Here is a 24,679-nt window from a genome sequence, read left to right on the forward strand (position 1 = left end):
ACCACCTCCTCATTTTGCCTGCGCTTCCGAGGCGACCATCGGGTGCGCCTTTTCATTGCTGCAAACGATGATCGACTTCCCTTTGCCGCCCTTTTCGATCATCGGATGTCCGCACACCGGACACACTTGTCCCGTCGGGCGCTGCCACAAGACGTAATCGCACTCGGGATAGCCGCTGCATCCGTAGAACAGCTTGCGCGATTTTCCCCGCCTTTCGACCAGAGGTTTCCCACACTTTGGACACGGAACGGGGATCTCCTTCAGAATGGGCTTGGTGTTCCTGCACTCCGGAAACCCAGGACACGCGAGGAACTTTCCATACTTGCCGGTCTTGTAGACCATGAGGCGCCCGCACTTTTCGCAGGGGACATCCGAGACCTCGTCCTTGAGCTCGACGTGTCCCAGAGCACTCTCCGCCCTCTTCAAATCCTTTTCAAAGTCGTGATAAAACTGATCGAGCAACTCGATCCAGTTCGCGTCGCCCTCCTCGACTTTATCCAGGCGGCTTTCCATGTCGGCCGTAAAAGACACGTCGATCAGCTGTGGAAAATGTTCCTTGAGGATGTTCACCACCACTTCGCCGAGTTCGGTCGGCACGAACCGCTTTTGATCGAGCACGACGTATCCGCGCTTCAAAAGGATGTCGATGGTGGGTGCATACGTGCTTGGACGGCCAATGCCCAGTTCTTCCATCGTTTTGACCAACGACGATTCCGTATAGCGCGGAGGCGGCTGAGTGAAGTGCTGCTCGGGCTTCCACTCCTTCACCTCGACCACGTCACCCTCCGTGAGAGGCGGGAGAAGCTTGCCCTCTTCTTCGTCCGCGTCATCGTCGCGGCCCTCCGTGTAGAGCGCCATGAATCCGGGAAAGCGCACAACCGAACCGGTTGCGCGAAACCACGCGCCATTTGCCTCCAGATCGACCGACGTCGTATCGAGGACGGCCGACTCCATCTGGCTCGCGACAAAGCGCTCCCAGATGAGTTTGTAGAGCCGATACTGATCTCGCGACAAGTGAGGTTTTAACTGTTCCGGGTGGCGCATCACGGACGTCGGGCGAATGGCCTCATGTGCGTCCTGGGCGTCTTCGCTCTTGGCATACTGCCGCGGCTTCTCGGGCACATAGTCATCGCCAAACGATTGGCGAATGTAAGCCCGTGCCTCATTCTGCGCTGATTGAGCGATGCGAGTCGAATCCGTGCGCATGTACGTGATCAGACCGACCGTACCTTCGCCCGGGACATCGAGGCCCTCATACAGCTGCTGAGCAATCTGCATGGTCTTGTACGCGCGAAACCCCAGCTTCCGAGCCGCCTCCTGCTGCAGACTGCTCGTCGTAAACGGCGCGGCCGGATTTCGCTTCCGTTCCGACTTCTTCACGTGCCGCACCGTCAGCGCGTGACCTTCCACGCGCGCCAGAAGCTCGCGAACGGCAGCCTCGTTTGGAAGCGGTGTCTTTTCCTCGCCGTATCCATAAAACCGTGCCACGAGCTTCTTGCCGCGAACCTGACCGTGCGCGTCCACGGTCCAGTACTCCTCGGGCTGGAAAGCCCGGATCTCGTTTTCGCGATCCACGATGAGCCGAAGTGCCACCGATTGGACACGGCCCGCTGAGAGCCCCTTTTTCACCTTTCTCCACAGCAATGGGCTCAATTTATAACCCACAAGTCGGTCCAAAATCCGCCGGGTCTGCTGGGCATTGACGAGATCGAGATTGATTTTGCGAGGGTGCTGAAACGCCTGCTTCACCGCATCCTTGGTGATTTCGTGAAACACCACGCGACAATCGTCATCGGGATTGAGATCGAGCAAATGCTGCAAATGCCACGCGATGGCCTCCCCCTCGCGATCGGGGTCGGCCGCAAGATACACCTTCTTGGCCTTCTTGCTCGCCTCGCGCAACGCCTTGATGACGTCGCCCTTTCCGCGAATGGTGATATATTTCGGTTCAAACCCATGTTCCACATCGACACCGAGTTGGCTCTTCGGCAGGTCTCGCACGTGGCCCATGGAAGCTTTCACCGTATATTTGTTCCCTAAATATTTCCCTATCGTCTTCGCCTTGGCAGGCGACTCGACGATGACCAGATAGTCTGACACGCCACGATCCTCCATTCGTCGCAGCCTTGGCAAACCCTGTCCTTGGTTCAAACCATATTATCACCGGGATCCTTTCGTTTGCAAACCGAGGTGGTACCCCCTGGGTCTCCGGCGCTCTCGGGCCGAGCAAATCGCCGCTAGACCAAAGCGGCTGTTGGCACCAAAGTTCCAGTTGTGCTTCAGGCTTGGTGAATGGTAACGTGAAGGCAAAGGCCGGTGATACCGGCTATCCGGTGGCAAGGTGGTTCACATCCTTATGAAGATAGGTACGCACCATGGGAAATTCCATGCGGATGAAGTGTTCGCTGTAGCTATCGTAAAGCAGATTTACCCAGATGCGCAGATCGTCCGAACGCGAAATAAGACTCTTTTGGCCCAGTGCGACCTGGTGGTGGACGTCGGGGGAGGCCCGTATGATCATCATACGGTGCAAAAAGTCCATCGCCAGAACGGCATTCCCTACGCTTCGGCCGGCCTCATCTGGCGGGACTACGGTGATCGCTTCTTGGAAAAACTCGGCGTGGAACGCGAAGAGGATCGCGCACAAGTCTGCAACAACATGGACGACAAACTGTTCCAGGCCATTGACGCCATCGACAACGGCATCGATCTGGAGCGCGACATGCGCATCAAGGGGATCTCCGAACTGGTGGGTTCCTTCAACCCGCCTTGGAACTCTCCGGAAGACGAAAACCAGGCGTTTGAACGTGCCCTGAACTTTGCGACGCAGATCCTGATGAACTACGCGCAGCACGAGATCAGCCGCATTCAGGCCATTGAGATTGTCAAGACGGCGTATGCGAACCGCAAGGAGCCTGAACTGCTGGTGCTGCCCACCTGTTGCCCATGGACGGAAACGCTTCTTGAAATCGATGTGGCCGGAGAAGTGCTGTACGTCGCATTTCCAGATAAAACAGGCCAGTATCGACTCCAAGTGGTTCCGAAAGGACCTGGAACGTTTGAGGCGCGCAAGCCCCTGCCGATGGAGTGGGCGGGAAAAGAGGGGGACGAACTCATCTCGGTTTGCGGAGTGGAAGATGCGGTGTTTTGCCACCCAGCGCGTTTCATCGCAGGTGCGGAGACGCTCGACGGGATTTTGCGAATGGCTGAAGAGGCTCTCTCAGCCGAGCCATCGAATTTGTGACGAACCGTTCAACCTATGTGAGGAGCCAGAGTCAGTCCATGACCCTGGCTCTACGGTCCGCTTCATTTGGCGAAGACGAGATCGCCAATCTGAGTGACCACGGGCTGTTGCCAAACCCAGCTGTCTGCCGGTGTCTGGGAAGGATTGTAGAACACCAACGCCCCAGGCACGACGTCTTCGCCCTTCAGCACGTCGAGGGCCGCCTCTACGTTCTGCGCATCCGGTTGAGAATAGATATAGCCATTCGCGACGCTTTCAAATTGATAGTGACCGTCGCTCACTTGAAACACGACCTGCTGCACCGTGTTCCCGTATCCGCCCGCGGCGATGCGATGCATGATCACGTCACCAACCGCGATTTGAGCTTGAAGCGATTCCCCTCCAGCCTCCGCGTGAATGACGTGTTCCAGCCAGTACAAGTTGCTGCTGGTGGCGGGCATGGATGCGGCAACATGGGCCTTTGCGACGTCTGAAGAAGAGCTCACCGGAACTCGGACCATGGAACCGATGGCAAGATTGCGCGGGTTGACGCCGGGATTGGCCGCCAACATCGCATTCATCGAGACTCCGTGCCGTTTTCCGATGAGAAAGAGCGTGTCTCCGGGCTGAACCGCGACATCCTCGACGTCAGGGACGCGGACCGCACTGCCGACCTGCAAGTTGAGGGGATTGACATTGGGGTTTGCCCACTCCACAAGCTGCACGGGCAAACCGTGGGCATGCGCGATCGTCCACAGCGATTGCCCAGGTTCCACAGTGACGGTATCCGCAAAGACGCTGGACACGCCTAAAACCGCGGTCAAGGCTGTCGCACATCCCGCGACACACCAAGATCGAACGTTCATTTCATCCATCCTCTCGTTTACGCCTCCGAGGTTAGTTGTCGGGTTCGGGTAACGAGTCCCCTTCGCGCCTGATGGCGCGATTCACCCCAAGGCACAAGGGCCTTGCATCCCCCGTACGCGCCTGCGCGCGATTCGGCAAAGTTCTGGACGACGTCGATCATATCAACGTGCGCGCGGGGCGGAAACCCAAATTTCTTGACAATGCAGGGGACGGATCGCGAGTTGGCCTACTTCGTGCCATTGGTGGGCCGCGAGATGATCACCAGCGTACCGTAGTCCGAGAGTTGCCAAACGCGCTGGGCGGCGCTGATGGGCAGTTCGACACACCCCGCGCTTTGAGGGATGCCATACGTTGGGCGACGGAACCCATGCACGGCCTGCTCGCCGTAGAAAAAACTCACGTACGGCACGTGTTCGACCCGGTAAGGCCGTCCGCTGGGGCCGATCCCCTGCATCGTCTGCTCTCGGCTCCGCAGAAAGATGGCATGCACACCGGGCTGTGTGGGCGCTGCAGGTACGCCGGTACTGCAAAGAGAACGAAACACCACGCCACGACCATCCTCCCAAACCCACAACCGTTGAGGGATAGACGGATCGACGATGACGGATCGGTACGGTTGGCCAGCCGTGAGATGGAGAGCCGCCGCGAGCTCGAGCGCGCGCCGGACCCTGGGCCCGGTGTAGCCGTCGACGCGCAGGCCGTGATCTGCTTCAAACCGCATCACGGCACCCTTCGTCATCTCCGTATACTTCTCTGGATTCCACAAACCGATGAGTTCAGAAGGTGCGTCGCTTGTGTGCCAAGTCCAGTAGCCAACAGGTCCGCACGTCCAATCCACTGCGTAAAGACCATCCGTCGGGACAGCCAGATGGTAGCTTAAAGGAAGGTAGCCCAGTTCGGACAGCAGCACATGAAGAACGCGAATGGGTTCACCAGCATCCCCTACCGTCCACACAGAGGAATCCAAACCTCCGGCAGCCGTCTTCGTGCTGTTCCCCCTATCGCTCATGTCTTGAATGGCAACCCCCGCGCAACACCGAACTTGTGCGCCTATGTTCAAAAGCGCCGCCATCGCGCCTATGACGAAAGTCCGAGCGCCTGTTGCGAACGCGCGCTTCATCCAGTGCACCTCCCATGCGACCACCTGTAGGATGGGCCACTGGAGACACGCCGAACATTCCATTGTTTGGATCACTCGCGAACCCCATGCATGTTGCTCGGCAGCAAGTGATACGTTCCGTCCGGATGACGCGTGACCACACGTGACAACTCCAGTTCCAACAGCGCCCCGAACACATAGCCGAGATCGAGCTGGGCTAACGCCGCGAGTTCTCCTGCCCGCACAGGCTGATGGCGCTCGAGCGCTCGGTAACACGGCTCGAGATGAGCGGGTAGGGAACGTTCAGCGGCCACTTCGACATCCGCATGACCGTGAAAGAGGTCGTTCGGATCGACAAGCGGAGTCGCGCCGTCAAACAGCAGGCGATTCACGCCCCGGCTGGCGCGCGACGTGATAGGTCCCGGGACGGCGTACACGTCGCGCCCCAGGTCCAGCGCAAAGTGCGCGGTGATGAGCGCTCCGCTCTTTTCCCCTGCCTGAACCACCACCACGGCTTCGCTCAATCCTGCGATCAACCGGTTGCGCTCGGGAAAGTGATACTTTCGCACAGGTGTGCCAGGAGGATATTCGCTGACAAGCGCTCCGTTGGACGCAACGGCATCGTAGAGCCTTCGGTGAGACGGGGGATAGCACCGATCAATGCCGCATCCCAAGACGGCGACGGTAGGGCCTCCCATCTCCAGCGCTGCTGCGTGGGCAGTCGCGTCGATGCCGATGGCGAGCCCCGAAACGACGACGACGTTCCGCCGTGCCGCTTCCACCGCGATCCACCTGGCCGCTTCCATGCCGTAGCTGGTCATACGTCGCGTTCCGACGATGCCCACGGCACTGCGCTCAGATGCGAGCAGATCCGCCCGCCCGCGCACGTACAGCGCCATCGGCGGCTCCTGGAGATCCAGCAGGCGAGCAGGATAAGCCTCATCGCCGCGCGCGATCACGGCAATCCCTTGGTGTTCCAGCCGCTGTCGTATGCGACTCGCGGAAGCCCCACTTCGGCGCCAGGCATCCATGCGAGTTGCCTGCGCCGCGTCCACGCGGCCCACTTCGATCCAGGCCGCCACGTCCGCTTCGTGAAAGGCCCGAATGCCTCCGAACGCATTCACAAGGCGCCGCAATGTGCTGGGGGGAAGCCCTGGACACAAGGACCACACGACCGCAAGCTCCTCCTCGTTCAACCGCCTTCCTCCCTTCGTTGGTTGTTCGCATCGTACCCGCCGCGGGCGCTTGCCGTCCATGACGTAGAAGAAAAAAAGAGTTCGCTTGGCGAACCAAGCGAACTCCTGCGTTCGAAAGCGGGAAACCATCAGGACCTGCAGCGATCGAGCAAACCGCGCTCTTCCAGTACCTGATACAGCGTCGATCCCATTTCGGACGGCGTGGGTGCCACGCGAATGCCGCACTCCTTCATCTTCTCGATCTTCGATTGCGCTGTGCCGGAACCGCCGGACACAATCGCACCCGCGTGACCCATGCGGCGCCCCGGAGGCGCGGTGGCGCCCGCGATGAAGCCGACGACCGGCTTCTTCATGTTGGCCTTGATCCACTCCGCGGCTTCTTCCTCTGCCGACCCACCGATCTCGCCGATCATGATCACCGCCTCGGTGTCGGGATCTTCGTTGAACATCTTCAGCACATCCACGAAATTCGTTCCGTTGACCGGATCGCCTCCGATCCCGACGGCGGTCGACTGGCCGAGGCCGAGCTGCGTCAGCTGGTACACGGCCTCGTAGGTCAAGGTCCCCGAGCGAGACACCACGCCGATCTTTCCTGGCGTGTGAATGTAGCCCGGCATGATGCCGATCTTGCATTCGTTTGGCGTGATCACGCCCGGACAGTTCGGACCGATGAGGCGCGTCTTCTTGCCCTCCATGTACCGCTTGACCTTCACCATATCCAGAATGGGGATCCCTTCGGTGATGCACACGACGAGGTCAAGCCCTGCCGCAACGGCTTCCATAATGGCATCGGCCGCAAACGCAGGGGGAACGTAAATGACCGAAGCGTTGGCACCCGTCTCGCGCACCGCTTCCTCCACCGTGTTGAACACCGGCAATCCTTCGACTTTCGTGCCGCCCTTGCCCGGGGAGGTGCCACCGACGACCTTCGTGCCGTAGGCGAGCGCCTGTTGCGTGTGAAACAGGCCGGCGGATCCGGTGATGCCTTGAGTAATGACGCGCGTTTCCTTGTTCACCAGAATGCTCATCGAGTGTCCCTCCTCAGACCAGCGCCACGATCTTTTGGGCAGCGTCCGCAAGCGAATCCGCCGCGACCAGCTTGAGACCCGATTCGTTCAAGATTTTCTTTCCGGCTTCCACGTTCGTGCCTTCGAGGCGCACCACCAGCGGCTTGTCCAGCCCGACCTGCTTCGCGGCCGCCACGACACCGTTGGCGATCACGTCACACTTCATGATGCCGCCAAAGATGTTGACGAGAATGCCCTTCACCTTCGGATCAGACAAGATGATCTTGAACGCCGCCGTCACCTTCTCTTCGCTGGCGCCTCCGCCAACGTCCAGGAAGTTCGCCGGCTCTCCGCCGTAATACTTGATGGTGTCCATCGTCGCCATGGCCAGACCTGCGCCGTTCACCATGCAGCCAATGTTGCCCTCAAGCGCAATATAGCTCAAGCCGTATTTCGAAGCCTCGATTTCCTTCGGATCTTCTTCGTCCTCATCGCGGAGGCTGACGATTTCCGGATGCCGGTACAGCGCATTGTCGTCAAAGTTGAGCTTCGCGTCGAGGGCGATGATGTCACCCTCTGACGTCAGGACAAGCGGGTTGATCTCCGCGATGGAACAGTCCTTGGCCACATAGGCGTTGTAAAGCGCCATCATGAATTGCGCGGCCTTTTTCACCGCGTTCTGTGGCAACTCGAGCTTATACGCCAGGTTGTTCGCCTGGAACGGCGTGAGCCCGGTCAGCGGATCAATCGTCTCACGAAAGATCTTTTCAGGGTGCTTCGCCGCCACTTCCTCGATCTCGACGCCGCCCTCCTGCGATGCCATCATGACCAGGCGCCCCTGCGAGCGGTCGAGAACCAGCCCTATGTAGTACTCCTTTTCAATGTTTGTCAACTCTTCGATGAGCAGACGCCGCACGATCCGCCCCTGTGGCCCCGTCTGATGCGTCACCAACCGCTTGCCAAGCAGTTCGCGCGCGTTCGCCTCGACTTCCTCCAGGGACTTTGATACCTTGACGCCGCCCGCTTTCCCGCGCCCGCCGGCGTGGATCTGAGCTTTGACAACGGCCTTTCCACCAAGTTCCTTCGCCGCTTCCACAGCTTCTTCAACCGTAAAAGCCACTTTGCCGCGCGGGACTTTGACGCCGAATTCGGCCAGGATGGCCTTCGCTTGATACTCGTGGATGTTCACGATGTCCGTCCTCCTTTGTCCCCCTACGGATACGGCGCACAAAAAAACCGGACAAACGTTGCCATGCCGTCTGCCGACCTTGTGCCATCTATCAGAATAGAACTTCGCGGCACGTTTGACAACGTCTTGACCGGTTGAGACGATGAAAACGCATACAGATAACCTTGACAAAATGGTGACAGCCTATCTACAGCGCGCTGTGCAACAAACTGCACAGATACGAAAACGCGAAGACGCCGACGAGCGCACCCAGTATCCGCATCGAAGCGCGATCGCGCAACACGTGAAGGATGACGCCGAGAGCCAGGGCGACCGTATCGGCAAACAGACTGGCGACCAGCGCGTTTTCTTTCCACGCCACTGGGGTCAGTCCAAGTACGGCCAGGACCACCGATGCGGCCGCTAACACCATTGCTCCTCCCCGAAGGACGACGAAACGATCGCCTCCCGTGGGCAGCCCCCGGTAAAGCCGCCGCTGGCGCCGCTTTTGGTACGCACGAAAGTCGATCACTTGACCGCGTCGCCCCTCCGCGTCCCCTTTCGCCATCCGTTTTCGCGGGTTCTCCATGATGGCTCCCTCCTGAGACTCGCCTTACCTGGACGATGCGAACGAGATTCTTCCCTACATTATGGCTCATGCACCGAGTTATTGCTATACGTAGGTTGTGAAAAGTTCCGAAAGCGAGGTGTATCAACATTGCTGGGATATGCGTATGGCGCCACGCGCCACGGCGCAGACGTACAGCTGATCCGCGTGCAAGCGGACGTTGGGCCCGGGTTCCCCCGCTTCACCATGGTCGGCTTGCCGGACTCCTCGGTCAGTGAGGCGAAAGCCCGAGTCCGCTCGGCGTTTCACCACGCCGGACTGCCTTTCCCAAAAGGCCGCATCACCGTCAACCTCCAGCCGGCAGGCGTGAAAAAGCAGGGCTCTTGGCTGGATCTCGCCATCGCTGTGGCCATCCTCCGGGCCTCGTCGGCTCTGCCCTCGCAGGACGACCCCACCATCTTCGTGGCCGAACTCGCGCTCGACGGAGCCCTGATCCCGCAGGCAGGCCTGACCGCCATCGGACTGCGCATGCGCGAAGAAGGATGGAGCTCGCTTTGTATCAGCGCGGACCAATCCCTTCCCTGGCCACTGGAAGAGCAGTTTCGGGTCGTGCGGGCCAAGCATCTCCAAGATGTCGTCGCGGAACTTCGACACCCTCGTCCTTCGTCGGAGCGGCCGTCCCGCCAAACGGCTGAAGGCCGATGGGCCGACGGAACTTGCTTCCCCCTCGTCGGACATCGCGTGGAAACGAGATTGCTCGCGATCTGCGCGGCTGGCCGGCACGCGCTGTTGCTTGTCGGGTCACCCGGGGTGGGCAAGACCACCCTGGCGGACGCGTTCGTCCATCTCCTGCCCGATCTCACAGAGGACGAAGCCTTGGAAGTCGCAGCGTGGCACGAGATCGTGAACCCCGCGTACAGTTTCACGCTACGCCCGCCTGTCCGCAGACCTCACCATACCGCCTCGGTTCGCACCCTCCTTGGCGGAGGACGGTTTGCGACACCCGGAGAGGTCACCTTGGCGCATCGCGGAATTCTGATCTTAGACGAGTTTCTCGAGTTCTCGCACGCGGCGCTGAACGCCCTAAGAGAGCCGTTGGATCGCGGTTCCCTTGAGTGTATGGCGAACGGCAAGCCCCTCGTGTTGCCGGCGTCATTTACGCTGGTGGCGACCACCAATCCCTGCCCGTGCGGATATCGAGGCTATGGAGATTGCACCTGCCCCGAGACCGAAATCCGGCGGTATTGGTCGCGCTGTCCGGGGCCGGTCTTGGATCGGATCGACATCATTCACCACGTCAATCGCGAGGTGGGGCAGCACGTGGACGTCGAACCGTTCCACGTCTGGGAGAAGAGAGTGAGCACGGCCGCCGCGATTTTGGCGCGATGTCCGAGACCCGGGGAGTCTGCGATGACCGGCGCCGGGCAGAAGGCCCTGGCGCGCGCGTGCGAGCGACTGCGGGCTTCAGAGCGCGATCGGCAAAAAATCGCCATGATTGCGTCCACCATCGCAGCACTCGAGGGGAGGGACGAGGTCCTGGCGCCGGATGTCGACGAGGCGATTATCTGGCGAAATCCGGGCTTCGCGTCTCCGGTCCGTAACGCGATGATGTAAGCGAAAACCTGGGGCATAGGAACAGCGATTTGAAGCAAGTTATACGCACTGAGGTGATCGCAGGAGGGAGGGTCGGCATGTGCCTCGCCGGATCGCGCTCGCGCTCATGGGACTCGCCCTATCCACGACACTCCTGGCCGAAGCCGCGCCGACCGCGCAGGCCGCGTCGAAAAAGCAAGGCAAGGTCGTGTACCTCACGTTTGACGACGGGCCGAGTCAACGCTACACGCCCAAGTTGTTGGACATCCTGCGCGACAATCGTATTCCGGCGACGTTTTTCGTGGTGGGACACCGATGTGAACAATTTCCTGATATCGTGCGCCGCATTCAGCGGGAAGGGCATGAGATCGGGAACCACGGCTTTGCACACTTTGATCCCAAAAAACACGGGCTGGACGAAGTCATGCTCGACATCCGCAAGACGGACACGGCGGTCGTCAAGGCGTGCGGGACCAAACCCGTATACTACAGGCCCCCGTACGGTTCCATCGACGCCAAGGAAATCGAATGTGTGCACAAACTCGGGCATCCGATTGCCCTGTGGACGGTAGACTCCCTGGATTGGAAGGCCAAGTCCGCAAACGCGATTGTGACTCAGGTCGAGCGGCACGCGCGCGACGGCTCCATCATTCTGTTTCACGACGGCATCAGCCCAAGCCGATACACCGTCGAGGCGATGCCGCGCATCATCCGCGACTTTCGCCGGGATGGCTACACGTTCAAGACACTGCCCGTCGACGACTCACTCCGGGTAGAGGCGTTCGTGCCGAAAATCGACGACCGTGCCCTGGCGCCACGTGACGCCCACGACGTCCACAGCAAACGCCGACCAACGGTCGGCGCGAGCCGCGTATGCCGACAGGGTCGCGACTAATCGCGCAATCTGCGCTGGGCGCAGGGCGGAGATGGGATGGTCTCCAATCGGCGATGTCCGCGTCTTGACTTCAACGGCGACGAGTTCCTGATCGTTTTCCGCGATCAGGTCGAGCTCGCCGAAGCGAGTTCTCCAATTTCGCTCGATCACGTACCAACCGAGGCAACGCTCAAGGTATTGGCTGACAAAGAACTCCCCAAAAGCCCCCAGTTCGCGTCGATCCGACGGCATGCCATCACGCCCTGCGGTATCGGTAGATATAGGCCAAGATCTCGGCCACCGCTTGATACATCTCGGGAGGAATCACCTGATCGACGTCGAGATGAAACAATGCGTCGACCAATTCGCGTTGCTCCAAGATGGGCACATCATGATCTTCTGCCACGCGGAGCATGGCTTTTGCCACTTCTTCTGAGCCCTTGGCAACAACACGAGGTGCAACGTCGCGCTGCGCGTCGTAACGCAGTGCGACGGCTCGTTTAGGAGGTTGCATCGCCATCATCCCCCTTAGCGGTGACCGTCCACGACGTGAGATCCCATCCACACGCCTTCAGCGAAGGCGCCACGTGGGGCTCCGCCGCCTGCAGGTACTTGAGAAACGGCGCATCTGGCGGACAGATGATGTTCACGTGCAGCGCGGGCCTTTGCGCCGTGAGTACGCATGTCAAGGCGCGTCCGTCGAGCTCGAGATCGAGACGGAGACGATGCACGAGCTTGCCTTTCGGCCCCATGCGGGTCCGGCGCTCCGCCCGCCAACGGATGGCCAGCGAATGATCACGCCGAACAGACTCTGGGATGCAAAATAACCCGCCGCCCCGGCGATCAAATGGGTGGGGAGCCACCGATGCAAGAAGGCGGTCCAGGAGAACCCAGTTGGTGAGTTTGGCCTGATCGGCCGGTTCGGCCACCTGATGAATCCAATCGCGGCCCATCGAAGCGAATGAAATCAGCGAAGATCCGGGATGTTCCCGAAGGCGAATGGTCGAGTTTCCTTCAGCCGATCGGGCGAGTTGGCGCATCACAGACCATAGATGTTTCACCGTTCCGGCGAGAACCCCATCCACCACTTGACCACTTTCAGGCGGATGCGCTTCATCCATGGATTGGACTCGGCCAGTTGGACGCTCTCCTTCCACCCCTCCAGATGCGCGCTCGCCACCCGGCGCTCGGGACGTGATCAGCGCGGCACTTGCGGACATCTCGTCCCCGCGGCTCTCGTGAGTCGCAGTTTCAGAGTTCTGCACGGCCGAATCGCGCAGCTCACCGCCGGTTGGGTTTTTCGCCGCATTCGACTCCCCTTCGAGTTGTCCACCAGGTTCACGCACAGGTTGAAGCGACTCCCACACCCTGTCAGCCAGGAGGAGATTCAGCAGCGCCGTCCTCCATCCCCGCTCACTGGTCCACAGCGCCTCGTCACGGACGATCTCGTAGGGTACGAGGTCCGAAGCTTCGGCCAAACCATCCGAAGGCGGCTCATGCTCGGGGCGCGAAACGGCCTCCGCGTCCAAAATGCGGGATGTACCGCGATCCGTTCGCTCCGAATGGGTAGGTGGGGCGCGATCGACGGCGCGCGTCATGGGCCCGAGTTCGGTTGGCGCCGTCCGGCGGATGCTAGGATCCATAGTTTACGCCCTCCTCGTTCAGGCAGGCCCGCACGGGCCCGAACGACAGTCGGTGCACCACAGAAGGTCCCAGGCGCCTCAGAGCTTCCAAGTGCGCACGTGTCCCGTAACCGACGTGTTCGGAAAAGCCATAGCCAGGAAAACCCTCGTCCAATTTCGCCATGAGATCGTCCCGAAACACCTTTGCGATGACGGAAGCCGCGGCAATGGGCAACGATCGCGCGTCGCCGTCCACCACGGGCAACACCGGAACGCGGTGCCGAAAGGCCCGATTTCCATCGACCAGCGCGAGCGCCACGGGAACGTCCAAGGCGTCCAGTGACCTCCGCATGGCGAGATGGGTAGCTTGCAAGATGTTCAGGCGATCGATTTCTTCAGGGCTCGCCATGCCCACGCCGATCCCCAACGCCCGTGACCGGATGCGCTCCGCCAGGCGCCGGCGCACGTCTGGCTTCACCTGCTTAGAATCCATGACATCGCCGAGTTCGCGATACGTGTTCACGTCCATCGGCAGGACGACGCTGACCGCGACGACAGGTCCCGCAATGCATCCCCGACCGACCTCATCGACACCGGCTGTTATACATCCGCCGCTCAACGCCAGATCCAGGCGATAACGCCTCATCCATGCCTCCATCCGACACCTCCTCGCTGTGAGTCTACCTCGCCCGAGGACGACTTCGCCATCGCGCCGAAGAGAATTCCTTTGCTGGTGTCTTAGGATGCGTGCACGTCTTCAGGCCACTCCAGTGTGACGGGACCGAGTTTGCCTTCCTGAAGGTCGCGAAGCACCATCTTCGCCACGCGTTCCTCGTCGACCAGCCCGCCGCTTGCGAGCGCCCCGCGCATGCGGCCGATCCGCTCAACCCACGGTTGCACCAGGGGCCACACCTCCTGAACATTGGTCCACAGGACGGGTTGCTCGATCGACAGGCCGTAACGCTCTTCCAGGCGTTCAGGATACCTCTGGCTCATGTACGCCAGCACGTACGCGCCGACTTCGTAGGCCTCAAAGATCTCTTCCTTGACGGCACCGCTCGCGGCAAGTTTCAATCCCTGCTCCTCGGTGGCAAGCTTGGGCGCAAGAACACCCGGCGTGTCCAAGAGCTCCGTGCCTCCCACGCGGATCCACTGCAGAGCGCGCGTGATGCCCGGTCGATTCCCCGTCTTGGCCACTGCCCGTCCGGCCAACTGATTGACGAAAGAAGACTTCCCCACGTTAGGAATCCCGCAGATCATGCCGCGCGTGATCACGCGCTCAATGCCGCGCGCGCGCGCCCGATGCACCTTCGACCTCACAAGATCGTCCAGCGCCCGCTTGAACCCTTGAACGCCTTGACCCGTTCTCGCATTCACCTGAATGGCCGTCACGCCGTTGCGTTGAAACCAAGTCACCCAAGCTTCCGTCCGATAGGGATCGGCCAGATCGACCCGGGTCAAGACCAGGAGCCTAGGTTTGCCGCGCGCGAGTTCGTCAAGAACCGGACTGCGACTGGACAGAGGCAACCGCGCATCGGCCAATTCGACGATCACGTCCACGCCGCGCAGTTGCTCCGCCATCAGGCGCTTCGCCTTCGCCATGTGTCCAGGATACCATTGAATAGGCAAACACCTATCACCTTCCATGTCCTCGATGCATGAAAAAAGCGCAGGACAGTCCCTGCGCTTTGGGGCGTCTTACCGCCGAATTTCTGCAATCCGCGCCGCCTTGCCAGATAGGCCGCGAAGATAATGCAACTTCGCACGGCGCACTTTCCCGCGACGGACGACTTCAATCTTGTCCACCTTCGGAGAATGCAGCGGAAACGTCCGTTCGACGCCGACCCCGTACGAAACCTTTCGCACCGTGTAGGTTTCGCTGATTCCGCTGCCGCGGCGGCGAATCACGACGCCTTCAAACACCTGGATGCGTTCACGGCCGCCTTCGCGGACTTTCACGTGAACCCGCACCGTGTCGCCCGGGCGGAAATCCGGAATGTCTTTACGGAGTTGGTCTTCCACCACTGAACGTAGCAAGTTCATGGTAGACCTCCCTTCCCAGCCAGTGTTCATGCCCCGATGGACAGAGGACCACTGTGATTACCCGGAACATTATAGCCTACTCATTCGATGAACGCCAGGCTTTTTTCGACACGGCGCGCACCGATGACCGCCATTCGCCACAAATGAAAATCGGGCGCCTTCTGACGCCCGACTGCGTTCACCGAACGGATTGGCCATGGCGTTTGCGCGTGACCTTGGACGTGCCCCGCTCCTCGCCGCGCTCCATGCGCTTTAGAGCATGCTGGATCTCCAAGTCGCGCGCATACTGTGTCAATTCCGGTTTCATGACCATTTCGATCAGCTCCTTGACTGAAAGATTGCCTCTCAGCCAAGTTCCGATTTGGAACACCTGACCTTCCTACAACGCTTACGGAGTTAGCTGACGGGTTCGGGTGTAGGAGCCCCTACGCAACGACGTGTTGCGATTCACCCCGAAATCTTGGGTCCTCCGCTTCCAACACGGAACTCAGCGATTGGTCATGCTGCGATTATACCGCACCATGACAAGGTGCGCAATCACTGGACACCCTGCTCCAGTTGCTGAACCAAGGAAACCGGGATCTGGACCTTCGCCAATTGAGCATTGTCGATGTCCTGAAAGATGGTGGACGTCTGCATGATGAGCGAACCTACCGAGTCCACCACGGCCACGGACTGTGTTTGCACCTGACGCAGATAGCCAGAAGTTTCTCCCACGTAAAACACGTACGCGACTTCACTTGCGTGACGGGACAACTCGGCCTCGTTTGCTCCAGCCGTCCCGCCCAGAAACAGCGGCAGCGAGACGATGCCGTTGGGCACGACGACTCGGTACACGTCACAATACTCGTCCACGACGTAGGTGCGGTTCATCTTCACGAGGCGAAGGTGGTGAGCCATCGCATATTCCACCACGTCACGGTACGTCTGGTACGCATTCAAGTTGGAGACGGGTTGAGCAGGTGACCAGATGGTCCCATCCTGCTGATAGGCGACCTCCCCCTGCTGATAAAACGCGATGTTGAAGTTGTTTTCATGCACCTGGATGCTGGCCATGTCCGGTTGCTGGATGGTGCCGTACACCGTGAAACTCGTGTGCAGGTTGCCGTTCTGAATGTTGACGGCCGTCTGCATCTTGTACATCGAAGCCGCTTCGCTCTTGTCGAGCGCGTTCAGCAGAGGAGACCAGGGCGCTTGGTTGCTCACCACTTGCGTCGCTGTGCCTGACGCGATGGAGACAGATTGTACGCCCGGCGTACAGCCTGTTGCGAGCAATCCTGCGCAGAGCACGAGTCCCGCGAAGCTCAGCCGGCTACACCTCATCGCGCATCCCCCTCCCCTCTCTGGCGCGGACGATACAACCATCCAGCCACGATGATCGCAGCCAATACGGCGCAGGCGGCGGGGAGCACCGGGGCGTTCGTCGGGGAGATGACCAGATACTCGCCAGTGCCATAGATATCAAGGGCAAGTACCTCACCCGAAACGCCCGCCAAGTGCAGCGGCGTGACATTCACGACATTGGTTCTGAACACGCGCCAAACTCGCACCAATTGGCCCGTAGCGCCATGCCCCGGTTCGAACCGATACGCCGAAAAGTACCGGACCGGAGAATTTCGAAGATAGGACGGATCGTTCGTGACAATCTCCGGATACGGCTTCACGCCGGTCAAGACCGCCTCAAACCGAAACGACTGGCTGGGCGCCGTATAGACCCGTTTCCAAGTACCGTCAGGACTCACGGTCAGGATATAGGCAGGACTTGCGTTGACGAAGATCGCATCGCGGCCGCCGGAAACGAGGGGGCCGATGCGAATATCGTTCGGCACCGGGTTTTCAGGAGACCCCTGGTACGTCGCGACGATCTTCCTCTCACGGATATCGTACACGTGTAACGAATTGTCTCCCACGAGCAGGATCTGAAGGTCCGAGGCGCTGGTAAAGTGACCCACACCGACCACGCTTTCAGCCTGCATGGACACGGTCGACCCTCGACCTGCACCGAGACCCACCAGTTGGTCGTTGGACACGTAAAACCCCGCACGATTCGGCCGAACCCCGAGCTCGGCCAAGCAGTCGTCCCAGTTGGCGATCTCCTTCGCGCTCGCTTGGTTCGCGATCGCCTGAAAACTGGCCGGATACGCGGCCGGATCGAGCGCAGCTTCCACAGCCTGCTGGTCGGTCAAAAATGGGGTCAGATACTCATAGATCCGCCCATTCTCCACGTACCAATTCGCCAGCTCGTATGGGAAGAAGGCGCGCACGAGATCCAACGGATTGACGCGCGCCAAGTCCTGCGGGGCCGGAACGACTTTCTCCAGGTGTCCTCCAACCGACTTCAACTCCACGACCTCATACTCGCCATGCGCGGTCTGAAGGACGTTATAGAGCGCATTCGGTGAGTCGGTCGCCGCCATCGCGCGTTGTTCTAGCTCCTGCTTGGTGGGCACATGGCTGTCAATGGTGATGATGGCCTGTCCGCCCGACACCGGGATCACTGCGAAGGGCGCCTCGGGCGAATTTTGAACGCGCAGGTTGACCTGGGCGTCCTGCAAAACCCGAAAGTGCGTGAGAAAAGCCCAGTCGTTGAGCGGGAGAAACACTTGTGCGATCACGACACTGGCCCCGCCGAGAAGCGAGGCGACGGGCCGCACGCGCCCCACGAGGATGGCCAAGAGCCACAACAAGAGGAGCATCCCCATCGCGACCAAGGCCTGTTTAAGTTTACTGGCAAATGCCAGCGTGCTGTAACCCTCCGCCGCCATCAGCACGAACAGCGTATAGATGAGCCATCTCCGGCGAATCGGGCGCTTAAGAGAGGTCATCCACAGCAGGATGATGGCGATAGCCGCCAACACGCCGTAGAGAGCCAGATCATCGACCAATGGGCGCAGAATCCACACGTACGCCGCATTGGCAAAGAGCGCCCAGAACACATACCAAATCCATAGACCGACGGTCTTCCACGACTTAGCCATGGTTCTCCTCCTGACCATCGAACGTGCGGCTCCACAAAAGCAGCAGTCCGACCATGAGGAAGTAATTGAGGCAGTTGGCCGGGTACTCAAACACATTCTCCACCACATTGTGGACAAGGAGGGCGATCACGCCGATGAGCCCGCCCAAGGCGATGGGGCGCTGGCCTCGCCCTGCCCTGCGCACCACTCGTTGCACAACTTCGCCCACGATCCGAATGTGCAGAGCGAAGAAGAGCACGAGGCCCACGAGCCCTGACTCCCCCAGCACCTTTGCGTAGTAGTTGTCGGAATAGATAGAGAGCCCCTTGTCCGAAGCCACCGCGCCGCCGTATCGCCCGAGTCCGGCTCCGAACAAGGGGCTGCCGGCGAGTTGATCAAAAGCCTGCTGCCATCGCACCAGTCGTCCGCCCTGCGAAGACTTGATGTAGTATACCTGAGAGAACAGATCCATGATGCGATGATGAATCGGGGGCAAAAAGAAACCGACGACCCCCAACACGACGACCACCGCGAGCAAACGTCGCTCAAACGCAAGGGCCACCAGGACGACGCCGACGCCGAGCCCCAACCAGGCGCCGCGCGTGTATGTAAGCAGAAGCGTGACGAGGCACAAGAAACCGCCCGCCAAAAAGATGAGTTTACGAACCCGGTTCTTCTCCGCAAACCCCATGCCCATCACCAGCGGCGCCATCATCTCCATGTAGGCGCCGAGTTCATTGGGAGACTTGAGCACCGAAAACACGCGCGTGCGAACATGCTCTCCGACATCCACCCACCCCGGCGGAATGGGCACCGCGAGCGCATACTGGAGCACGCCATCGAGTCCAACGAGGATTGCGAGCGCCGCCGCCAGGTACAAAAAGGAGGGGGCGTCTTCCGGCTCGACGACAAAGGGTAACAACAGGCCGAACAACATATCGTACATGTCGGCTCTCAGTCCGTCGAACGAGGTGCCTGGGCTGCCGAGGCCGACAAACAACAGCGCGATCAAGTACAAGATGTACCAGCCCGCGTATCTCGACCAAGCGAACACCTGAGGACGATGTCCGCGCATCACGCGATTCAGCGCGATCAACGCGAGAATCACGAGCACAATCTTGTCCCAGATCGACCCAAGCGGATGAGCGAATTGCCGGAGGGTGTAGTCGACCAGAGGAAAGGCCGCCAAGAGCGTCACGCATCCTTTGGCCAGCGGCCGAGCCACGAATCTCGGTCGTTCAGCAGCCGCGCGCTGGGCGCTGTCCGCCGTTCCGAGAATACGATTTTGCATATTGCCCACTCCTACCTAAGCCAACATGATGACAACCCCATCAGGGCATTGGCAGTTCTCCTTGAGACGCTGCTTGACGGCGCGCGAGGCGCTGTTCTCTTCGCCGTGGAGCCGAATCGTAATGCGCCTTCTCCTCGTCCGTCTCGGGAAGAACCGGAGGAACTTCCACAGGCCGTCCATTCTCATCGACGGCGACGAACGTCAAATACGACCTCGCCGTAAGGACGGTTTCTCCCGTAAGCAAGTTCTCCGCCAAAACCTTCACAAACACTTCCATAGACGTCTTGTGTGCATAGGTGACAAAAGCCTCGAGGTGTATGGCTTGGCCGACCCGGATGGGCGCCAAAAAATCCAAGCTGTCACTTGACGCAGTGACCACTCGCTGGCGCGCATGGCGCATGGCACTGATGGCCGCAATCTTGTCGATATACGCCATCACCTTGCCCCCGAAGATGGTCCCAAACTGATTCGTATCCGGCGGCAACACCAAATCGGTCATGTAAGTTCGGGACAAACGCGCAGGTTTGGGTTCCAAGGTTCGCCCCCCTTGACGTGATCGGTTGAATACATAAAGGAAACGGGTACGGTCCTGTCCTCGGTACCCGTTTCCTGGGTCTGCCGGATTCACTCCGTCCTATACAATATCACATTGTCGACATCGCAGGACAGACCTCGACGGCATTTTCATGAGGCGGACGACGCCATCTGGACGGGCGTCCGAATCACGACTTGTTTTTGCCGCTGCCACTGCAGCAGATACGGGGATGGATTGAACGCCCACTCGCGTCGGCCGGTATCCTTGTACATCCCAAAATGGAGGTGAGGCGGAAATTTGCCTGCGGTGCCCGGCGGTCCGTAGCCCGTCGAGCCCACATAGCCAATGACCTGTCCAGGTCGAACGAGATCGCCGACATGCAGCGACTTCGCGTACGAAGAGAGGTGAGCGTAGTAATAGTACGTGTTGTTGGCGTCTCGGATCCCGATTCTCCATCCGCCAAACCGGTTCCATCCCATCAGTTCCACGTAGCCGTATGCGCATGACAGAACGGGTGTACCGTAATCCGCAAAAATGTCGACCCCTTCGTGAATCCGCCGCCCGCCGTAGCTGCGACCCGCACCGAAGGTGTGCTTGATGGTGTAGTTGTACCGCTTGTCGATGGGAAACGCGTGTCCCTGAGGATCGATTCCGAACGCGTGGAACAATCGTGCGAATGCGCGCACGCGCTCGACCGCCACCGGGTCCTGAAACAGCGTCCACACAGCCTGCTCTTCATCCTCTCCCGCTTCCTCATCGATAAACCGAGCGAGCGACTTGATGCGATCCGCCGCGTCAAATGGAAGCGCCAACCGATCTCCGTCGGCATCCTGCCCAAGACCGCCAAACAAGGCGATGGTCGGCGCAAACACGTCTCGCGGGTTTGGATTGGACGGCCCGCTCCAGGCGGGATCGTCCACGGCGTATCCGTAGTAGGGGGCCCGCTCGCGTGCATCCTTGGACTTGGTCAGTTCGGCGTATCGGTCAATGGCAGCAAGAACCGCCCAATCGACGTCATAGGTTTGACCGTATCGTTGGTAGAGCGCCAGCCACTGCGCCTGGGGATGAGGATTCCGATGCTCGGCCGCGTTCGCCCGCACCGGCACCATGCCGCACACCACACTCAACAGGCATGCGACAGCCTTCACGAGACATGCGTGCCGGAGACGGCGCGTGATAGAATGAGTGCGACGCAAACTCACCACCCCTTCAATCGGCAACGTCTACGTCTTACCGTCTCCACGCGTGCCGATTGTATGCCGGGGACGCCGCACAAGAAAGAGGCATCTAGACATGAATATCACACAGATGGAAATTACCGTACGATGCACGGAGATCGACGTCAACGGACACGTGAACAACGCGAAGTACTTGGAATACTACGAGTGGGGACGAGAGGACTGGTTTGAGCAACACGGCCTGGACTATCACACACTGAAAGACCTGGGAGCGGTGACCGTGGTGGCGCGCGCGGAAGTCGATTATCACCAGGCGGCGCGGCAAAACGACCGCCTGACGATCACGACATGGCTCGAACAGGTGGGACGCACGAGCATGCGCATGCGCCAGCGCATCACGGGCCAGTTCGGGGCTCTCGTCAGTGAAGCTTTATTTGTGATCGTCACGGTGTCGCCCGACACGGCAAGACCCGTCCCGGTGCCCGAGCGGTTGCGTGCCCTTGCTGGGCCCGGGTGTTGAACGTCCGAATCAGATGAGCTCCGAGACCCGGTAGCCCAGTGTCTGCAACTTCTCCATCATCCTCTTGGGTATGGGCGCGATCACGTCCACCCCGTTCCATGCCACGCGGTGGGCATGCAAGTAGAACGTCTCGCCTTGGATGGGACGGGCACCATACTTCCGATCCGCCAGCAACGGATGTCCCAGATGCGCCATGTGCACACGGATTTGGTGCGTGCGCCCCGTCAAAAGGCGCAGCCGTACCAGCGACGTGCCGCGGCTCGACGCGATGACCTCGTATGCCGTTTCGCTCGGTTTGCCCCCCTCTCTGGCGATCCGGGTCGTGTGTCCTTCGCGGCGGACGCCCACCTCGACGTGGCCCTGGCCCGCCCATGCGCCCTCCACAATGGCGAGATACTCCTTGAGCACCTCACCCCGCTGAATCGCGTCGGCCCAGGCTTTCGCCGCGCGCGCCGTCTTCGCAAAGATTACGACCCCGCTTGTATTGCGATCGAGGCGATGGACCGGAGCGGCGCGGAAAGCACCCTGCTTTGCGCCGCGATCGTACACATAGGCTTCCACCTGAGCGGCGAGGCTGGTCTTGTATTCTCCTTCCGCCGGATGGGTGAGGACGCCTGCAGGCTTGTTGACCGCCACAATTTCGTCGTCTTCGTACAACACCTCGATGTCGCGCGAAACCCCGTGGTATTTCTTCACAGGGTGCGCATGAAGCGACGCATAGTCGTCGTCGCTGAAGTACAGGTGCACCACGTCGCCCTCATGCAACCTCGTATCCTGTTTCGCCCGCTTGCCATTGACCTTTACGCGCCCTGTCCGAATGCTTTTGTACACGCCCGACAGCGGAAGCCCTGGCAAGAGCAAGCGCAACCACTTGTGGACAGGTTTCCCGTCATCGGACGGGCCGATGGTCAGTTCAATCAAGATGCTCTCTCCTCTCGATGATCGCGATCCGCCTTCCCCAAAGGTTAGATCTTCACAGACTCCGCAACTTTGACCTGAACGACGCCGCGGAGTCCATTCAGCCAGCACCAGCGCGTAACACGCTGCATCTCCGATCGATGAAGCACGCGCTCGCGCATTTCTCCGCGCCGCAGGAGCCGCGATCGCAAGGTGCCCGGCAACAGCCCGCACTCGACAGGCGGCGTGTACCACGCGCCTTCCAGCTCGTACGCGATGTTGCCGAACGTGCCTTCCGTCACTTCTCCGTCCTCGTTGTACAGCAAAACGTCAAACGCGCCCGCCGCACGGCTGCGGATGCGGTCGTAGAAGCCGCGATCGGTCGTCTTGTGGTACAACCAAAACCAACGCCTGTCGACCGGCTCAGGGGAGAGCGCAAGAGTGTGGTGGTCCCGGCCGCTGACGGCCTCTTCAATGCTCAAGGCCGGACGGAAACCCTCGAACTCGGCAGCTTCCCACGAGACCCGTCCTGAAATGGAGACGCGCACGCGAACGCGCCACGTCCCGTCAGGGTGTTCCGCGGCACAGGCCGCTAGCGCCTCGTCCAACGCATGCGGTTCCAGCGGAATGCGGAACGTGCGCGCCGATTGCAGCATGCGCGAGCGATGTTCCTCATACAACAACCAAGTCCCTCCGTCGAGCCGCATGGTCTCGAGCAGTTCCACCAACGGCGGTAGGCCGGCGCGCCTCAAGACCGCCGCCTTCAGCAAGACTTCAGCCTCTTCACGCTCAGGTGAGGAGTCCCACGTGATCCCGCTGCCCGTCCCATACAGCCACGTTGCGCGATCTCGGCGCCCCACGAGGGTGCGGATCGCGACACTCCACACCTCGCGATCGTCCGGTGTCCACAGCCCAATGGCCCCGCAGTACACGCCTCGCGGCATCCGCTCCAACTTGGCAATATCCTTCATAGACGCTGCTTTCGGGGCCCCTGTCACAGATCCGCAAGGAAACAGCGCTCGGAAAATGTCAGCTGTGTTCACTTCCGGGCGCAACGTACAGGAGATCGTCGACGTCATCTGCCATACGGTGGGATACCCCTCGACCTCGAACAATCGATCGACCTGTACCGTGCCGGGCACGGCAATCTGCCCTAGATCATTCCGCAACAAGTCCACAATCATCACGTTTTCGGCTCGTTCCTTCTCGGACTGTTCTAAACGAGCGCGAATTTCCATGTCAGCTGCCCGGTCCTGGGCGCGAGGCGCGGTTCCCTTCATCGGCCGCGTGACGATCGTCCGACCGTCTCGTCGATAGAAGAGCTCTGGCGAAACGGACAGGATGTCCCATGGTTCAACATAAAGCCACGCACTGTAACGCGCTGTCTGCGAACGGCGTAGGGCTTCATACACCCTATCCGGCTCCATGCTGCCTCGAAATGCGATTCTCCCTGTCATATTCACCTGATAGACCGCGCCGCGAGCGATAGACTGACGTATGTCCTCGATCACCAAACGATAGGCATCCGGCAGCCCGATCCACCACATCGGAGACAGATCGCTGCCACCTGAACTGGCCATCTCGTCCGTCGTCAAGCCGCGGAGGACACTTTGTTCCGGAACATCGCATCGACGCACGGCACCGTCGAACGCAGCAAAAAAGGCAAGCGGCAGACGGACCATTGGCTCGTGAACCCGCAGATGGGGCTGAAAGGCACAAGCAGCCTCGTAGGTGACAAAGCCGCACACCCACGCTCCTCGCCTTGCCCAGTCCTGTGCGGCAGCCATTGCAGCAGAAAGCTCCTCTGCGTCGGTCACCCACCACACTTCACGGGGCTCGCGAAACAGGAAGCGGGTAGGTGCATCACCGTCCGTCAAGGCAAAATCATAGACCAGGCTGACCGAATGCCCCATCTGTATCCACCTCAAACGAAAAGATCGAAAAAAGGCCAGGCAGATGGGTGCCTGACCTTTGTCCTCTCGCCTGGCAACGACCTACCTTCCCAGGAGGCTTCCCTCCCAGTATTCTCGGCGCTGGAGGT

At 60.1% G+C, this 24,679-nt stretch carries 24 protein-coding genes, 1 pseudogene and 2 riboswitches; of the genes and pseudogenes, 4 read left to right on the forward strand and 21 right to left on the reverse strand.

Annotation, left to right across the window (positions count from 1 at the left end):
* Positions 1 to 9: 9 nt before the first annotated feature.
* Positions 10 to 2,100, reverse strand: coding sequence for a type I DNA topoisomerase (topA, locus tag J3481_RS04675; protein ID WP_206830809.1), 2,091 nt, complete (start codon positions 2,098 to 2,100; stop codon positions 10 to 12).
* Positions 2,101 to 2,356: 256 nt separating this feature from the next.
* Between topA and J3481_RS04680 the strand changes: the two genes are divergently transcribed.
* Entirely contained in the window at positions 2,357 to 3,244 is an 888-nt protein-coding gene (locus J3481_RS04680; RefSeq protein WP_206830810.1) for an MYG1 family protein, read from the forward strand.
* Positions 3,245 to 3,306: 62 nt separating this feature from the next.
* Here J3481_RS04680 and J3481_RS04685 read toward each other — a convergent pair whose 3' ends face one another.
* The 6 genes from J3481_RS04685 to J3481_RS04710 form a co-directional block, all read right to left on the reverse strand.
* A complete protein-coding gene (locus tag J3481_RS04685; protein WP_206830811.1) occupies positions 3,307 to 4,089 on the reverse strand; it encodes a cell wall hydrolase in 783 nt (260 codons plus the stop codon).
* Between the two features lie 5 nt (positions 4,090 to 4,094).
* Positions 4,095 to 4,237: riboswitch (cyclic di-AMP (ydaO/yuaA leader) on the reverse strand.
* 79 nt (positions 4,238 to 4,316) lie between these two features.
* Positions 4,317 to 5,045: a L,D-transpeptidase family protein gene (locus J3481_RS04690; RefSeq protein WP_328702041.1), complete on the reverse strand. Its 729-nt coding sequence runs from the start codon at positions 5,043 to 5,045 to the stop codon at positions 4,317 to 4,319.
* A gap of 236 nt (positions 5,046 to 5,281) precedes the next feature.
* A complete protein-coding gene (gene dprA, locus J3481_RS04695; protein WP_206830813.1) occupies positions 5,282 to 6,385 on the reverse strand; it encodes a DNA-processing protein DprA in 1,104 nt (367 codons plus the stop codon).
* Positions 6,386 to 6,513: 128 nt separating this feature from the next.
* On the reverse strand, positions 6,514 to 7,413 hold the full coding sequence (sucD, locus tag J3481_RS04700; protein ID WP_206830814.1) for a succinate--CoA ligase subunit alpha: 900 nt from the start codon (positions 7,411 to 7,413) through the stop codon (positions 6,514 to 6,516).
* A gap of 13 nt (positions 7,414 to 7,426) precedes the next feature.
* Complete coding sequence (sucC, locus tag J3481_RS04705) at positions 7,427 to 8,581, reverse strand: ADP-forming succinate--CoA ligase subunit beta (protein ID WP_206830815.1); 1,155 nt, start codon at positions 8,579 to 8,581, stop codon at positions 7,427 to 7,429.
* Positions 8,582 to 8,768: 187 nt separating this feature from the next.
* Positions 8,769 to 9,149, reverse strand: a complete 381-nt coding sequence (locus J3481_RS04710) for a hypothetical protein (protein WP_206830816.1) — start codon at positions 9,147 to 9,149, stop codon at positions 8,769 to 8,771.
* A 129-nt stretch (positions 9,150 to 9,278) separates the two neighbouring features.
* On the opposite strand from J3481_RS04710, the gene J3481_RS04715 reads away from it, so the two are divergent.
* Positions 9,279 to 10,742 (forward strand): YifB family Mg chelatase-like AAA ATPase, encoded by a 1,464-nt coding sequence (locus tag J3481_RS04715; protein WP_206830817.1) that lies wholly within the window; start codon positions 9,279 to 9,281, stop codon positions 10,740 to 10,742.
* A gap of 79 nt (positions 10,743 to 10,821) precedes the next feature.
* Positions 10,822 to 11,616, forward strand: coding sequence for a polysaccharide deacetylase family protein (locus J3481_RS04720; protein WP_206830818.1), 795 nt, complete (start codon positions 10,822 to 10,824; stop codon positions 11,614 to 11,616).
* Here the strand turns inward: J3481_RS04720 and J3481_RS15045 are convergent.
* The 12 genes and pseudogenes from J3481_RS15045 to J3481_RS04770 all read right to left on the reverse strand — a co-directional run.
* Positions 11,602 to 11,847 (reverse strand): annotated as a pseudogene (locus J3481_RS15045) (YraN family protein); the annotation flags it as partial. The gene J3481_RS04720 and the pseudogene J3481_RS15045 sit on opposite strands and share 15 nt — an antisense overlap.
* Positions 11,848 to 11,851: 4 nt before the next feature.
* Positions 11,852 to 12,109, reverse strand: coding sequence for an EscU/YscU/HrcU family type III secretion system export apparatus switch protein (locus J3481_RS04725; protein WP_206830819.1), 258 nt, complete (start codon positions 12,107 to 12,109; stop codon positions 11,852 to 11,854).
* Positions 12,096 to 13,238 carry a hypothetical protein gene (locus J3481_RS04730; protein WP_206830820.1) on the reverse strand — a complete coding sequence of 381 codons (1,143 nt, stop codon included), beginning with the start codon at positions 13,236 to 13,238 and terminating at the stop codon, positions 12,096 to 12,098. Before J3481_RS04730 ends, J3481_RS04725 begins: the two co-directional genes overlap by 14 nt.
* Complete coding sequence (locus J3481_RS04735) at positions 13,228 to 13,875, reverse strand: ribonuclease HII (protein WP_206830821.1); 648 nt, start codon at positions 13,873 to 13,875, stop codon at positions 13,228 to 13,230. Before J3481_RS04735 ends, J3481_RS04730 begins: the two co-directional genes overlap by 11 nt.
* Positions 13,876 to 13,955: 80 nt before the next feature.
* Positions 13,956 to 14,846 carry a ribosome biogenesis GTPase YlqF gene (ylqF, locus tag J3481_RS04740; RefSeq protein WP_236011161.1) on the reverse strand — a complete coding sequence of 297 codons (891 nt, stop codon included), beginning with the start codon at positions 14,844 to 14,846 and terminating at the stop codon, positions 13,956 to 13,958.
* Positions 14,847 to 14,915: 69 nt separating this feature from the next.
* The gene (rplS, locus tag J3481_RS04745) at positions 14,916 to 15,260 is read right to left on the reverse strand and encodes a 50S ribosomal protein L19 (protein WP_206830823.1); all 345 of its coding nucleotides are present in this window, start codon (positions 15,258 to 15,260) and stop codon (positions 14,916 to 14,918) included.
* A gap of 178 nt (positions 15,261 to 15,438) precedes the next feature.
* Positions 15,439 to 15,573, reverse strand: coding sequence for a hypothetical protein (locus tag J3481_RS14815; protein ID WP_268884303.1), 135 nt, complete (start codon positions 15,571 to 15,573; stop codon positions 15,439 to 15,441).
* Between the two features lie 57 nt (positions 15,574 to 15,630).
* A riboswitch (cyclic di-AMP (ydaO/yuaA leader) is annotated at positions 15,631 to 15,763 on the reverse strand.
* Between the two features lie 34 nt (positions 15,764 to 15,797).
* Positions 15,798 to 16,583 (reverse strand): hypothetical protein, encoded by a 786-nt coding sequence (locus J3481_RS04750; RefSeq protein WP_206830824.1) that lies wholly within the window; start codon positions 16,581 to 16,583, stop codon positions 15,798 to 15,800.
* Positions 16,580 to 18,238 carry a hypothetical protein gene (locus J3481_RS04755; RefSeq protein ID WP_206830825.1) on the reverse strand — a complete coding sequence of 553 codons (1,659 nt, stop codon included), beginning with the start codon at positions 18,236 to 18,238 and terminating at the stop codon, positions 16,580 to 16,582. The genes J3481_RS04750 and J3481_RS04755 overlap by 4 nt, the downstream gene beginning before the upstream one ends.
* Positions 18,231 to 19,508: an O-antigen ligase family protein gene (locus J3481_RS04760; protein ID WP_206830826.1), complete on the reverse strand. Its 1,278-nt coding sequence runs from the start codon at positions 19,506 to 19,508 to the stop codon at positions 18,231 to 18,233. The genes J3481_RS04755 and J3481_RS04760 overlap by 8 nt, the downstream gene beginning before the upstream one ends.
* Positions 19,509 to 19,548: 40 nt before the next feature.
* On the reverse strand, positions 19,549 to 20,043 hold the full coding sequence (locus J3481_RS04765; RefSeq protein WP_206830827.1) for an acyl-CoA thioesterase: 495 nt from the start codon (positions 20,041 to 20,043) through the stop codon (positions 19,549 to 19,551).
* A gap of 149 nt (positions 20,044 to 20,192) precedes the next feature.
* Positions 20,193 to 21,239, reverse strand: coding sequence for a M23 family metallopeptidase (locus tag J3481_RS04770; protein WP_236011162.1), 1,047 nt, complete (start codon positions 21,237 to 21,239; stop codon positions 20,193 to 20,195).
* A gap of 97 nt (positions 21,240 to 21,336) precedes the next feature.
* Between J3481_RS04770 and J3481_RS04775 the strand changes: the two genes are divergently transcribed.
* Entirely contained in the window at positions 21,337 to 21,741 is a 405-nt protein-coding gene (locus tag J3481_RS04775) for an acyl-CoA thioesterase (protein WP_206830828.1), read from the forward strand.
* Between the two features lie 9 nt (positions 21,742 to 21,750).
* Here J3481_RS04775 and J3481_RS04780 read toward each other — a convergent pair whose 3' ends face one another.
* Both J3481_RS04780 and pabB read right to left on the reverse strand, forming a co-directional pair.
* Positions 21,751 to 22,662, reverse strand: coding sequence for an RluA family pseudouridine synthase (locus J3481_RS04780; protein ID WP_206830829.1), 912 nt, complete (start codon positions 22,660 to 22,662; stop codon positions 21,751 to 21,753).
* Between the two features lie 44 nt (positions 22,663 to 22,706).
* On the reverse strand, positions 22,707 to 24,551 hold the full coding sequence (gene pabB / locus J3481_RS04785; protein WP_206830830.1) for an aminodeoxychorismate synthase component I: 1,845 nt from the start codon (positions 24,549 to 24,551) through the stop codon (positions 22,707 to 22,709).
* Between the last annotated feature and the right edge of the window lie 128 nt (positions 24,552 to 24,679).

Source organism: Alicyclobacillus fructus (assembly GCF_017329605.1).
In the GTDB taxonomy this organism is placed as follows: domain Bacteria; phylum Bacillota; class Bacilli; order Alicyclobacillales; family Alicyclobacillaceae; genus Alicyclobacillus; species Alicyclobacillus fructus.